The organism is Pseudomonas fluorescens (assembly GCF_004683905.1).
GTDB classification, from domain to species: Bacteria; Pseudomonadota; Gammaproteobacteria; order Pseudomonadales; family Pseudomonadaceae; genus Aquipseudomonas; species Aquipseudomonas putida_A.
In genome coordinates this window covers 1,140,289-1,153,175 of record NZ_CP038438.1, presented here as the reverse complement: position 1 = coordinate 1,153,175, position 12,887 = coordinate 1,140,289, and the positions used below count along the sequence as shown (strand labels likewise).

The 12,887-nt window shown below is 60.7% G+C and carries 12 protein-coding genes; 4 read left to right on the top strand and 8 right to left on the bottom strand.

Annotated elements, in window-relative coordinates; all coding sequences use genetic code 11:
* The first annotated feature begins 53 nt into the window (after positions 1-53).
* Positions 54-1,514, top strand: coding sequence for a membrane-bound lytic murein transglycosylase MltF (gene mltF, locus E4T63_RS05165; protein WP_097086355.1), 1,461 nt, complete (start codon positions 54-56; stop codon positions 1,512-1,514).
* 127 nt (positions 1,515-1,641) lie between these two features.
* Here mltF and pdxJ read toward each other — a convergent pair whose 3' ends face one another.
* From pdxJ to lptF, 8 genes are all read right to left on the bottom strand, one after another.
* Positions 1,642-2,385 (bottom strand): pyridoxine 5'-phosphate synthase, encoded by a 744-nt coding sequence (pdxJ, locus tag E4T63_RS05160; protein ID WP_122595029.1) that lies wholly within the window; start codon positions 2,383-2,385, stop codon positions 1,642-1,644.
* 39 nt (positions 2,386-2,424) lie between these two features.
* On the bottom strand, positions 2,425-3,114 hold the full coding sequence (gene recO / locus E4T63_RS05155; RefSeq protein WP_007965159.1) for a DNA repair protein RecO: 690 nt from the start codon (positions 3,112-3,114) through the stop codon (positions 2,425-2,427).
* 169 nt (positions 3,115-3,283) lie between these two features.
* Positions 3,284-4,186, bottom strand: a complete 903-nt coding sequence (gene era / locus E4T63_RS05145) for a GTPase Era (RefSeq protein WP_003221935.1) — start codon at positions 4,184-4,186, stop codon at positions 3,284-3,286.
* On the bottom strand, positions 4,179-4,868 hold the full coding sequence (gene rnc, locus E4T63_RS05140; protein ID WP_024011703.1) for a ribonuclease III: 690 nt from the start codon (positions 4,866-4,868) through the stop codon (positions 4,179-4,181). Before rnc ends, era begins: the two co-directional genes overlap by 8 nt.
* A 183-nt stretch (positions 4,869-5,051) precedes the next feature.
* Positions 5,052-5,906, bottom strand: a complete 855-nt coding sequence (gene lepB, locus E4T63_RS05135) for a signal peptidase I (RefSeq protein WP_096795193.1) — start codon at positions 5,904-5,906, stop codon at positions 5,052-5,054.
* A gap of 9 nt (positions 5,907-5,915) precedes the next feature.
* Positions 5,916-7,712 carry a translation elongation factor 4 gene (gene lepA, locus E4T63_RS05130; RefSeq protein ID WP_003221926.1) on the bottom strand — a complete coding sequence of 599 codons (1,797 nt, stop codon included), beginning with the start codon at positions 7,710-7,712 and terminating at the stop codon, positions 5,916-5,918.
* A gap of 172 nt (positions 7,713-7,884) precedes the next feature.
* Positions 7,885-8,946, bottom strand: a complete 1,062-nt coding sequence (gene lptG / locus E4T63_RS05125) for an LPS export ABC transporter permease LptG (RefSeq protein WP_007965162.1) — start codon at positions 8,944-8,946, stop codon at positions 7,885-7,887.
* Positions 8,939-10,060 carry an LPS export ABC transporter permease LptF gene (lptF, locus tag E4T63_RS05120; RefSeq protein ID WP_027610953.1) on the bottom strand — a complete coding sequence of 374 codons (1,122 nt, stop codon included), beginning with the start codon at positions 10,058-10,060 and terminating at the stop codon, positions 8,939-8,941. The genes lptG and lptF overlap by 8 nt, the downstream gene beginning before the upstream one ends.
* A 308-nt stretch (positions 10,061-10,368) precedes the next feature.
* On the opposite strand from lptF, the gene E4T63_RS05115 reads away from it, so the two are divergent.
* From E4T63_RS05115 to E4T63_RS05105, 3 genes are all read left to right on the top strand, one after another.
* Positions 10,369-11,859: a leucyl aminopeptidase gene (locus E4T63_RS05115; protein WP_135295014.1), complete on the top strand. Its 1,491-nt coding sequence runs from the start codon at positions 10,369-10,371 to the stop codon at positions 11,857-11,859.
* Between the two features lie 61 nt (positions 11,860-11,920).
* Positions 11,921-12,349 (top strand): DNA polymerase III subunit chi, encoded by a 429-nt coding sequence (locus E4T63_RS05110; protein ID WP_135295013.1) that lies wholly within the window; start codon positions 11,921-11,923, stop codon positions 12,347-12,349.
* Between the two features lie 8 nt (positions 12,350-12,357).
* Positions 12,358-12,753, top strand: a complete 396-nt coding sequence (locus E4T63_RS05105; RefSeq protein WP_098967336.1) for a DNA polymerase III subunit chi — start codon at positions 12,358-12,360, stop codon at positions 12,751-12,753.
* Positions 12,754-12,887 lie beyond the last annotated feature (134 nt).

Below are 12,887 nucleotides of genomic sequence, written 5' to 3'. Positions count from 1 at the left end.
AGCCGCTCACTGTCGAGATATGGCGCCCGCAGCCGTTTGCGTATACTGCGCAGATGTTTTTCCCAACGGCTTTGCGTCCGCGGTACGCCAAATGGCTGATCGCAACCGGACTCTTCCTGATGCTCGGTGGCTGTGTTGATAAACCCAACACACTCGAGCGCGTAAAGGAGGATGGTGTGCTGCGGGTGATTACCCGTAACAGCCCCGCCACCTACTTTCAGGATCGCAGCGGTGAAACCGGCTTCGAATACGAGCTGGTGAAGCGCTTCGCCGACGATTTGGGGGTTGAACTGAAGATCGAGACCGCCGACAACCTTGATGACCTGTTCAACCAGATCGGCAAGCCGAACGGCCCGGTGCTGGCGGCGGCAGGTCTGGTCAGCAGCGAGGATCGCAAGAAGCAGGTGCGGTTCTCCCACTCCTACCTCGAAGTCACTCCGCAGATCATCTATCGCAACGGCCAGTCGCGCCCTACCGACCCGGGTGATCTGGTCGGCAAGAAAATCATGGTGCTCAAGGGCAGCACCCACGCCGAACAACTGGCGGAGCTGAAAAAGAAATTTCCGGGCATCGAATACGAAGAATCCGACGCCGTTGAAGTGGTCGACCTGTTGCGCATGGTCGATGAAGGCCAGATCGACCTGACGCTGGTCGACTCCAACGAAGTGGCGATGAACCAGGTGTACTTCACCAACATCCGCGTGGCCTTCGACCTCGGCGATGCGCGCAGCCAGAGTTGGGCGGTGGCCGCCGGCGAAGACAACAGCCTGCTCAACGAGATCAACGCCTACCTCGACAAGGTGCAGAAGAACGGCACCCTGCAGCGCCTGAAAGACCGCTATTACGGCCATGTCGATGTCCTCGGCTACATGGGCGCCACCACCTTCGCCCAGCACTTGCAGCAGCGCCTGCCCAAATACGAACAGCACTTCAAAACCTACGCCAAGAAAGAGAAAGTCGACTGGCGCCTGCTGGCGGCCATCGGTTATCAGGAATCGCTGTGGCAACCGGCAGTCACTTCGAAAACCGGCGTGCGCGGTTTGATGATGCTGACCCAGAACACCGCTCAGGCGATGGGCGTGTCGAACCGTCTCGATCCCAAGCAAAGCATCATGGGCGGCGCCAAGTACCTGGCCTACATGAAGGATCAGCTCGACGAATCGATTCAGGAGCCGGATCGCACCTGGTTTGCCCTGGCGGCGTACAACGTCGGCAGCGGTCACCTCGATGACGCACGCAAACTGGCGTCCCGCGAAGGCCTGAACCCGGACAAGTGGCTGGACGTGAAGAAGATGCTGCCGCGCCTGTCGCAGAAACAGTGGTACAGCAAGACCCGCTACGGCTACGCCCGGGGCGGCGAGCCGGTGCATTTCGTGGCGAACATCCGTCGCTACTACGACATCCTGACCTGGGTGACCCAACCGCAGCTTGAAGGCGATCAGGTGGCCGAGGGCAATCTGCATGTGCCCGGTATCGACAAGTCAAAACCGGCTCAAGAGCCTGCCCCGCTCTAACCAACAGCATAAATCCAATGTGGGAGCGGGCTTGCTCGCGAAGGCGGTGTGTCAGTCGACATATTCTTTGACTGATACACCGCCTTCGCGAGCAAGCCCGCTCCCACATTGGGTTCTGGGGTGTTGCTTAGGGCTTGGCGGCAGCCAGAATCAGCGCTTTCATCTCGGACACTGCCGACTTGAAGCCCACGAACAACGCATGCGCCACCAGCGCATGGCCGATGTTCAATTCGTTGATGCCTTTGATCGCCGCCACGGCTTCGACGTTGTGATAATGCAGGCCATGCCCGGCGTTGACGATCAGGCCCTGCGCCAGACCAAACGCTACGCCGTCGGCCACACGCTTCAATTCTTCAGCAACTTCAGTCGGGGTTTCGGCATCGGCGTAACGCCCGGTATGCAGTTCGATGGCCGGCGCACCAACGCGCTTCGACGCAGCGATCTGACGTTCGTCAGCATCGATGAACAGCGACACCTCGCTGCCGATCTTCGACAGGCGCTCGACCGCTGCCCTGATGCGTTCTTCCTGCCCCGCTACATCCAGACCGCCTTCAGTGGTCAGTTCCTGACGGGTTTCCGGGACGAGGCAGATGTGCGCCGGACGGATGCGTTCGGCGAACGCCATCATTTCTTCGGTGACGCCCATTTCGAAATTCATGCGGGTCTGCAGCACATCCTTGAGCAGCAGCACGTCGCGCTCCTGAATGTGCCGGCGGTCTTCACGCAAGTGCACGGTGATGCCGTCGGCGCCCGCCTCTTCCGCGTCCAGCGCTGCCTTGACCGGATCCGGGTAGCGTGTGCCACGGGCCTGACGCAGGGTGGCAACGTGGTCGATGTTCACGCCAAGAAGAATGCGATTGCTGGTGGTCACGGATGCGCTCCTGAAGGGAAAGATTCGGCGCACAGCATATCAGGGCTTGCGAAATAGCTCGCGGCTGACGAGGGGGCGACCGCCCAAGTGCACGGCCAGTGCCTGACGCATCAGGCGCTTGGCCGCCGACAGTGCGCCGGGCGCGGTCCAGTCGGCTTCGGCCATGGCCAGCAGCTCGGTGCCGTTGAACAGGCCCGGCTGCAACAGAAACACCCGCTCAAGTCCGGCGTCCACTTGCAGACGATACAGACCGTCCGGCGCGACCGGTTCGCTGTGGATATCGGTATTCAGGGAGAAGCCGTAACCGAGATCGTCCAACAGGCGCCATTCGAAAGAACGCAGTAGTGGCTCCAGCGGGCGACCTTCGGCCAGGGCCAGCAGTGTTGCAGCGTAATGGTCGAACACCGCCGGGTGCGGGTCTTCGGCGGGCAGCAGGCGGATCAACAATTCGTTGAGATAGAGGCCGCTGAACAGCGCCTCGCCGACCATCCAGGTCGCATTGCCGGCACTTTCCATGCGCCCGACGTTCTTCAATTCACCCTTGCCACGAAACTCGACTTCCAGCGGCACGAATGGCCGCGCCAGTGTCCCGGCCTTGCCCCGCGCACTGCGCAACACCGCCCGCAGCCGCCCTTGCGGCGTGAGGAAGTCGACCAGCGCGCTGGTTTCGCGGTAGGCGCGCGAATGCAGGACGTAGGCGAGCTGGGCGGGAGGTGGGGTTTGCGACATGGAGTTCTCGATGAAGAAACGCGGTTTTACTCACAACCCAAAACTACTGTGGGAGCGGGCTTGCTCGCGAAAGCGCTGAATCAGTCAAAGCATAGGTCGACTGACACTGCGCATTCGCGAGCAAGCCCGCTCCCACAGGGGGTTCTCCGGTGTTTCGGAAAACCGCTATTTACAGGTCGCCGTAACCCAGCGAACGCAAAGCACGCTCGTCGTCGGACCAGCCGCCCTTCACCTTGACCCACAGGTTGAGCATGATCTTGGAGTCGAACAGCAGCTCCATGTCCTTGCGCGCTTCGGTGCCGATGCGTTTGATGCGCTCGCCCTTGTCACCAATGATGATCTTCTTCTGCCCGTCACGCTCGACGAGGATCAGCGCGTGGATGTGCAGGGTCTTGCCCTGCTGCTTGAACTCTTCGATCTCGACGGTGATCTGGTACGGCAGCTCGGCGCCCATCTGACGCATGATTTTCTCGCGCACCAGTTCGGCGGCGAGGAAACGGCTGCTACGGTCGGTGATCTGGTCTTCCGGGAAGAAGTGATCGTTCTCCGGCAGGTGATCGGCGATGACCTTTTCCAGCGCGTCGAGGTTGTGCCCGTGCTGCGCGGAAATCGGGATGATCTGCGCGTTCGGCAGCTGTTCCTGCAACCACGACAGGTGCGGCATCAGCTCGGCCTTGTCTTCGATGCGGTCGGTCTTGTTCAGCGCGACGATCAGCGGGCCGGTCACGTACTGCACGCGCTCCAGCACCATCTGGTCCTCTTCGGTCCACTTGGTGCGATCAACCACGAAGATCACCACGTCGACGTCTTTCAACGCCGCCGAAGCGGTTTTGTTCATGTAGCGGTTCAGGGCCTTTTCGCCACCCTTGTGCATGCCGGGGGTGTCGACGTAGATCGCCTGCACGTCACCCTCGGTCTTGATCCCGAGCATGTTGTGGCGGGTGGTCTGCGGCTTGCGCGAGGTGATCGCGAGCTTCTGGCCGAGGATGTGGTTCAGCAACGTCGATTTGCCGACGTTGGGACGGCCGACGATGGCAACGTAGCCACAGCGAGTTGCGTTTGTATCAGTCATTGCCATTCTCCACGCCCAGGGCAATCAGTGCTGCGGCGGCCGCTACCTGTTCGGCGATACGACGGCTCACACCCTGACCTCGGCTTTTTTCATTCAATAAGACCACTTCGCACTCGACGAAGAAGGTACGGCAGTGCGGCTCACCTTGGATATCCACCACTTCGTAGCGTGGCAGTTCGCAACCGCGCGATTGCAGATGTTCCTGCAGACGGGTCTTGGGATCCTTGTTGGTGTCGACCAGCGTCAGGCCTTCGAACTCACCGGCCAGCCATGCCAGTACGCGCTCGCGAGCGACGTCCATGCCGGCATCGAGGTAGATCGCACCGATCAGCGCTTCGAGGGCATCGGCCAGAATCGATTCGCGACGGAAGCCACCGCTTTTCAGTTCGCCCGAGCCCAGACGCAGGTAGTCGCCCAAGTCGAAACCACGGGCCAGCACGGCCAGTGTCTCACCCTTCACCAGGCGTGCGCGCAAACGCGACAACTGGCCTTCGCGGGCCAGCGGGAAGCGATCGAACAGCGCCTCGCCGGCGACGAAGTTGAGGATGGCATCGCCGAGGAATTCCAGGCGTTCGTTGTTACGCCCGGCAAAGCTGCGGTGCGTGAGGGCCAGCAGCATCAGCTCCTGATCCTTGAAGGTGTAACCGAGCTGGCGCTCGAGACGGCTTAGAGAAACGCTCACGGTTTACCCACGCTGAGTTCGTGGCTGGATTCCACTGCCATCGCCGGGGTACGGCGCAGGCCTGGGACAATTAACGCTGTGTTCAAAAATGACGTCCTGAATATCGTGGCTTCATGCCCTGGTGCCGATTTGTGTCGACTCCAGAAATGCATTCGGCGCTGTGGTCAACAGCGCCGTGATTGATTACTTGATCAGGCCAACCCGCGAGAAATTCGGCAGGTGGCTGAGTTTCGGTTCCGGCCAGCTCATCCAGACAGCGAAGGCTTTGCCGACGATATTCTGGTCGGGAACCATGCCCAGCAGATCCTTGGGAATGTTCGGGTCATCCCAGTAGCGACTGTCGTTGGAGTTGTCGCGGTTGTCGCCCATCATGAAGTAGTGCCCGGCCGGCACGGTCCAGGTATGGTCCGGCGTAGCGCGGTAGCGGCTCATTTCCTTGCGGATCAGGTGCTCGGCAGCGCCGAGTTTTTCCTTGTAGAGTTCCGCGCTGCCCAGCGTGCCCGGCTCGGAGCCGACCAGTTGCTCGGCAATCGACTCGCCATTGACCAACAGACGCTTGTCGGCGGTGTAACGCACCGTATCGCCCGGCAGACCGACTACACGCTTGATGTAGTTGACGTTCGGGTCGCTCGGGTAGCGGAACACCATCACATCGCCACGCTGCGGATCACCGACTTCGATGATTTTCTTGTCGATCACCGGCAGGCGGATCCCGTAAGAAAACTTGTTCACCAGAATGAAGTCGCCCACGTCCAGAGTCGGTTTCATCGAGCCGGACGGGATCTGGAACGGTTCCACCAGGAACGAACGCAGCACCAGCACGATGAACAGCACCGGAAAGAACGACTTGCCGTATTCAACCAGCAACGGCTCTTTGTTCAGCTTCTCGACCACAACGGGCTCGGGCTGGCTGACACTGCCTTGATAAGAGGCAATGGCAGCACGCCGGCGCGGCGCCAGGAACAGCAGATCGAGCAACGCCAACAGGCCGCAGACCAACACGGCGATGACCAGCAACAGCGGGAAATTTAGTGACATAGGACCTGACTATTCCAACCTGAGCACGGCAAGGAAGGCTTCTTGTGGAATTTCCACGTTGCCGACCTGCTTCATGCGTTTCTTACCGGCCTTTTGCTTTTCAAGCAGCTTTTTCTTACGGCTTACGTCACCGCCGTAGCATTTGGCCAATACGTTCTTTCTGAGTGCCTTGACGGTGGTCCGGGCGACGATCTGACCGCCAATGGCCGCCTGGATGGCCACGTCGAACATCTGACGAGGAATCAGTTCTTTCATCTTCTCGGTCAACTGGCGACCTTTGAAGTGCGAATTGTCACGGTGCACGATCAACGCCAGGGCGTCGACCTTGTCACCGTTGATCAGCACGTCCAGTTTCACCAGATTAGCCGATTGGTAACGATCGAAATGGTAATCCAGCGAAGCATAGCCGCGGCTGGTGGATTTGAGACGGTCGAAGAAGTCCAGGACCACTTCGTTCATCGGCAGGTCGTAAGTGACCTGCACCTGATTGCCGAGGAACAGCATGTCAACCTGTACGCCGCGCTTCTCGATGCACAGGGTGATGACGTTGCCCAGGTGTTCCTGCGGAACCAGGATGTTGGCGCGCACGATTGGCTCGCGCATGTCTTCGATGGCCGACACATCCGGAAGTTTGGACGGGTTGTCGACGTAAATCGTTTCACCGGTTTTCAGCACCAGCTCGAAAATTACCGTTGGCGCGGTGGTGATCAGATCCAGGTCGTATTCGCGCTCGAGGCGCTCCTGGATGATCTCCATGTGCAGCATGCCGAGGAACCCGCAACGGAAGCCGAAGCCCAGTGCGTCGGAGCTTTCCGGGGTGTACTGCAGCGACGAGTCGTTCAGGGTCAGTTTCTGCAGCGCTTCGCGGAAGTCCTCGAAGTCGTCGGAGCTGACCGGGAACAGACCGGCGTAAACCTGTGGCTGGATGCGTTTGAAGCCGGGCAGTACCGGTACATCTGGAGTCGAGCTCAGGGTCAGGGTGTCACCGACCGGTGCACCGTGAATGTCCTTGATGCTGGCGATGATGAAGCCCACTTCGCCAGCCTTGAGGTCAGCGGTAGCAGTGTGCTTCGGATTGAATACACCAACGCTGTCGACCAGGTGGATCTTGCCGGTGGATTTCACCAGGATCTTGTCGCCCTTCTTCACGCGGCCATGACGCACGCGCACCAGGGAGACAACGCCCAGGTAGTTGTCGAACCAGGAGTCGATGATCAGCGCTTGCAGCGGATCTTCGATGTTGCCGGTCGGCGCAGGAATGGTCGCGACCAGACGCTCGAGCACTTCGTCGACACCCAGGCCGGTCTTGGCGCTGCAGGTGACGGCGTCGGTGGCGTCGATGCCGATGATCTTCTCGATCTCGTCCTTGACGCGGTCCGGCTCGGCCTGTGGCAGGTCGATCTTGTTCAGCACCGGCATGACCTCGAGGCCTTGCTCGATGGCGGTGTAGCAGTTGGCCACGGACTGGGCTTCAACACCCTGACCGGCATCGACCACCAGCAACGCCCCTTCACACGCGGCCAGGGAACGGCTGACTTCGTAGGTGAAGTCGACGTGGCCCGGGGTGTCAATGAAGTTCAGCTGGTAGGTGACGCCATCTTTGGCTTTGTAATAGAGGGTAACGCTGTGGGCCTTGATGGTGATCCCGCGTTCGCGCTCCAGATCCATGGAATCCAGTACCTGGGCTTCCATTTCACGCTCGGCCAGGCCACCGCACATCTGGATGAAACGGTCAGCCAGCGTCGACTTGCCATGGTCAATGTGGGCGATGATGGAGAAATTGCGGATATGACTCAAATCACTCACGGATCAACACTCAAAAAGGCTGCAGGCTTGGCCCGCCGAAAAATAGCCGGGAATTGTACCTGATACACGGCGCAAGCGTCACGTTCGCCTGTCACCCCGATTGCATACGAAAACGCCCCGATCTGTCGACCGAGGCGTTTTCGCGGTTAAAGCGTTGGCAACAACGCGGCCATCAGCCGGCCCGTCGCAGCAACCACACACCCGCCAGCGCACAGACCGTGGCTGGCACCAGCACCGCGAACAGCGGCGAGAAACCGAACACCAGGCTCGATGGGCCAAGCAGATCCTGGACGATGCGGAAGGTGAAGCCCACCAGCACACCGGTGAACACTCGCTGACCGAGGGTGACCGAGCGCAACGGACCGAAGATGAAGGAGATCGCCATCAGCACCAGCGCGGCGGTGACCAGCGGCTGCAACACCTTGACCCAAAATGCCAGCCAATAGCGGCCATTGCTCAGGCCTTGATCCGCCAGGTAGTGGATGTAGCCCCACAGACCGGAAATCGACAGCGACTCAGGCGCCATCACCACCGTGTTGAGCAATTGCGGGCTCAGCGATACGTCCCACTCCTCGCTCGGCGCATTCACCACTTCGGTGCTGCGCTCGTGGAAGACCGTGGTGGTCACGTCGCTGAGCAGCCAGCGCTTGCCGTCGAACTCCGCACGCTTGGCGAAGCTGGAGCTGAGCAGGTGGCGCTCTTTGTCGAAGTGATAGCGGGTCACCCCATACAACAGGCCGTCGGGTTGCACGGCGTTGATATGGATGAATTCCTCACCCTGACGGTGCCACATGCCGTGCTTGGCGCTCTGCGCGTCGCCGCTGCCTTGCGCCAACGAGCGATTGGCCTGGGCCATGCTTTCGGTGGCCGGGGCCACGTATTCGCCGATCAGCACGCCAGCCAGCATCAGCACCAGCATTGGCTTCATGACGGCCCAGACGATGCGCCCGATGGACACACCTGCGGCACGCATGACCGTCAGTTCGCTGCTGCTGGCCAGACTGCCGAGGCCGATCAGACAGCCGATCAGCGCGGCCATCGGCAGCATTTCGTACAGGCGACGCGGCGCGGTGAGCAGGACGAAGCTCAGCACATCGGTCAGCGTGTAGGTATCGCTGACGTCGCTCATCTCGTCGATGAAGGCAAACAGGGTCGCCAGACCCAGAATGATCGCCAGCACGGCGATGATCGCCACGAATACGCTGCTGCCGATGTAGCGGTCGAGTTTAACCACGGGCCACCTCCAGCGCAGCGCTGCGACGGCTGGCCAGCTTCAGGCGCAACGGCTCCCAGTACAGCAGGCCGAGACCGATGACCAGGAATATCCCGTGCACCCACCACAGTCCCAGCGCAGCTGGAATCTTGCCTTTTTCGAGGGCGCCGCGGGCGGCAATCAGGATGGTCAGGTAAGCCATATAAAGAAGAATCGCCGGCAGCAGCTTCAGGAAACGGCCCTGACGCGGATTGACCCGCGACAGCGGCACCGCCATCAGGGTCACGATGAACACCAGCAACGGCAGGGAAATCCGCCATTGCAGTTCGGCCTTGGAACGCTCGTCGTCGGCGCCCAGCAGGGTCGAAGTCGGGATCGCGTCACGGTCGGTGACTTCGTCACTGGCATCCGGTTTTGGCAGCAATACGCCGTAGGTGTCGTATTTGATCGCGCGGTAATCGGCCTGACCCGGGCTGCCGTCATAGCGATAGCCGTTGTGCAGGATCAGATAGCGGTTGCCGTCCGAGTGAACTTCCTGGCGGCCTTTTTCGGCCACCAGCACGGAAATCCCGCGGTCCTTCTGATCGGAGCCGAGGTTTTTCTGCGAGATGAACACGCCACCGAGGTTGACGCGATCGTCGGTCAGGCTTTCGGTGTAGGTCACCCGAGTGCCGTCACGCAACGCCTGGAAACGGCCAGGTTCGAGGGTATCGAATTCGGTCAGGGCGTCCTGCTTGTTCAGCAGCAGCTGGAACTGGTTGGCGCCCTGCGGGGCCAGACTCAGGCTCAGCCACGCCACCACCAGTGCCACCAGCGTCGCCGGGAACAGAGTCATGCGCAGCAGACGCTGCTGACTCATGCCGGTGGCCGAGAGCACGGTCATTTCGCTTTCGAGGTACAGCCGGCCGTAAGCCAGCAGGATCCCGAGAAACAGACCCAACGGCAGGATCAGTTGCATGAAACCCGGCAGACGGTAACCCATGATCAGGAACAGCGATCCCGGATCGAGTTGGCCCGCAGCGGCCTGGGCAAGGTATTTGATGAAGCGACCGCTCATGATGATGACCAGCAGCACGGCGCTGACGGCGCTCAGGGTCAACATCACTTCACGGGACAGATAACGGAAGACGATCAAACCAGACACTCCAGGGTTGTCAGGCTAAGGCGGCCAAACAAGCAAACGTTTCGAGCGACCCGCAAGGCAGAGCCGTCGAAAAAAGATGCGGCATTATCCTGTGATTGAGGGCGCCTGTCACTGCGCACACTCACCCAAGCGTAGATTCCGTTGAAGATCGCACAACCGAGGGTTGTCAGGCGCGGTGAGCGAGGTTCAAACTGCCGCCTTCGTCGCAGGCACAGACCTGCGCCTCTTCTATCTATAAGCAGGCGACTGCGGACACCGTCGAACGCCTGTGTGTTGACCATTCATTCAGGGATCCGGACATGGAACTGGTTGTAAAAAGCGTTAGCCCAGAAACGTTGAAAACCGCCACCCTGGTGGTTGCCGTCGGCGAAGGCCGCAAACTCGGCGTCGCCGCCAGACAGGTCGACGAGCTGAGCGGTGGCGCGATCAGCGCCGTGCTCAAGCGTGGCGATCTGGCCGGCAAGGTCGGTCAGAGCCTGCTGCTGCACAGCCTGCCGAACCTGAAAGCCGAGCGCGTGCTGCTGGTCGGCGTGGGCAAGGATGAAGAACTGGGCGACCGTCCGTTCCGTAAAGTCGTGGCTGGCATCCTCAATACCCTGAAAGGTCTGGGTGGCAGCGATGCCGTGCTGGCCCTGGATGAAATCATCGTCAAGAACCGCGACAGCTACGGCAAGACCCGTCTGCTGGCGGAAACCCTGGTGGACGGCGAATACACCTTCGACCAGTTCAAGAGCCAGAAAGCCGAACCGCGCGCCCTGAAAAAAATCACCCTGCTGACCATCAAGGCTGCTCAGGCTGAAGTGCAGCGCGCCGTGAACCACGCTACGGCAATCGCCAACGGCATGGCCTTCACCCGCACCCTGGGCAACCTGCCGCCGAACATCTGCCACCCGACGTTCCTTGGCGAGCAAGCCAAGAACCTCGGCAAAGAGTTCAAGGATCTGAAAGTCGAAGTCCTCGACGAGAAGAAGATCAAATCCCTGGGCATGGGCTCGTTCTACGCCGTCGGCCAGGGCAGCGCCCAGCCGCCGCGCCTGATCGTCATGCAATACAACGGTGGCAAGAAGTCCGAGAAGCCTTACGCGCTGGTCGGCAAAGGCATCACCTTCGACACCGGCGGCATCAGCCTCAAGCCGGGCGCCGGCATGGACGAAATGAAGTACGACATGGGTGGCGCGGCCTCTGTGTTCGGTACCCTGCGTGCCGTGCTCGAACTGAAACTGCCGATCAATCTGGTGTGCATCCTCGCCTGCGCGGAAAACATGCCGAGCGGCAATGCTTCGCGTCCGGGCGACATCGTCACCACCATGAGCGGCCAGACCGTGGAAATCCTCAACACCGACGCCGAAGGCCGTCTGGTGCTGTGCGACGCCCTGACCTACTCCGAGCGCTTCAAGCCACAAGCGGTGATCGACATCGCCACCTTGACCGGTGCCTGTGTGGTTGCACTCGGTGCACACACGTCTGGCTTGCTGGGCAACAACGACGAGCTGATCGAGCAACTGCTCAGCGCCGGCAAAGCTGCTGACGACCGCGCCTGGCAACTGCCGCTGTTCGACGAATACCAGGAGCAACTGGACAGCCCGTTCGCCGACATCGCCAACATTGGCGGGCCGAAGGCCGGCACCATCACCGCCGCGTGCTTCCTGTCGCGCTTCACCAAGAACCTCAACTGGGCGCACCTGGACATCGCGGGCACCGCGTGGACCAGCGGCGGCAAGGACAAGGGCGCCACCGGCCGTCCGGTTCCGCTGCTGACCCAATACCTGCTGGACCGCGCCAAAGCCTGAAACCGATGAACCTGGGCGGCGTCACTTTGCGGTGACGCCGCTCAAGGCTCAGGGAACCGCAATGACCAAAGTCGACTTCTATATCCTGCCCAGCGCCGATCCTTCGGCTCGCCTGGACTTTGCCTGCAAGCTCACTGAGAAAGCCTGGCGCATGGGCCACCGCATCTACCTGCATTGCAGCGATGCTGCTCAGCGTGACGATCTCGATGCGCGCCTGTGGGCGTTCAAGGGCGAAACGTTCGTACCGCACGGCCCTGCCGAGAGCGAGCCGGATGGTTTGATCGTGCTGGGACTGGGCGCTGACTGCGGCGAGCATCAGGATCTGCTGGTCAACCTCGACCTGAAAATCCCGGCTTTCGCCAGCCAATTCGCCCGCGTGGCGGAAGTGGTGGTGGAAGATCCGGCGATTCGCGCGGCGGCACGGGAGAGTTTCCGTTTCTACCGCGAACAGGGCTATCCTCTGCAAGATCACCGTTTACAGCGACTCTGAGTACGCCGATGGACACTCCAAAACCGCTGCAAAAGCCTGCACACCTGTTGGACGATCTCGAATCGATCCGCCAGTTGCTCGGCGATGACAACCTGCAACCGCCACTGCTGACCGACACGGTCGATGACGGTGAACAGGAACAGATTCCGATGCTGTTCGAGGCCGTCGACGCCACGCCGCCCGCCATCGAACCGCCCCAAGCTCCGGCCCCGGTGCCTGCTGCCAAACCGGCAGCACCTGTGGATAAAGGCCCGGACGCCCTGCTGCACCTCGATAGCGAACTGCGCGCCGCCGCGCAATTGATCATGCAGGACGTGATCGACGACTTCGCGCCGCACATCGAAACCGAAATCAAACGCCGCCTCGAGGCGCGGATGGAACGGCTTTTGAGCCAATACGAATAAGCCGGAGGATCCCCTTGTGGCGAGGGGATTTATCCCCGATCGGCTGCGCAGCAGTCGTGAACCCCGAAAATACGCAGCGTAAATGAAATATTGGAGCTGCTGCGCGGCCCATCGGGGATAAATCCCCTCACCAC

Coding starts and splice junctions, on each gene's coding strand:
- mltF (WP_097086355.1), top strand. CDS start 54: ATGTTTTTCCCAACGGCTTTGCGTCCGCGGTACGCCAAATGGCTGATC.
- recO (WP_007965159.1), bottom strand. CDS start 3,114: ATGTCGCAAACCCCACCTCCCGCCCAGCTCGCCTACGTCCTGCATTCG.
- era (WP_003221935.1), bottom strand. CDS start 4,186: ATGACTGATACAAACGCAACTCGCTGTGGCTACGTTGCCATCGTCGGC.
- lepB (WP_096795193.1), bottom strand. CDS start 5,906: ATGTCACTAAATTTCCCGCTGTTGCTGGTCATCGCCGTGTTGGTCTGC.
- E4T63_RS05115 (WP_135295014.1), top strand. CDS start 10,369: ATGGAACTGGTTGTAAAAAGCGTTAGCCCAGAAACGTTGAAAACCGCC.
- E4T63_RS05110 (WP_135295013.1), top strand. CDS start 11,921: ATGACCAAAGTCGACTTCTATATCCTGCCCAGCGCCGATCCTTCGGCT.
- E4T63_RS05105 (WP_098967336.1), top strand. CDS start 12,358: ATGGACACTCCAAAACCGCTGCAAAAGCCTGCACACCTGTTGGACGAT.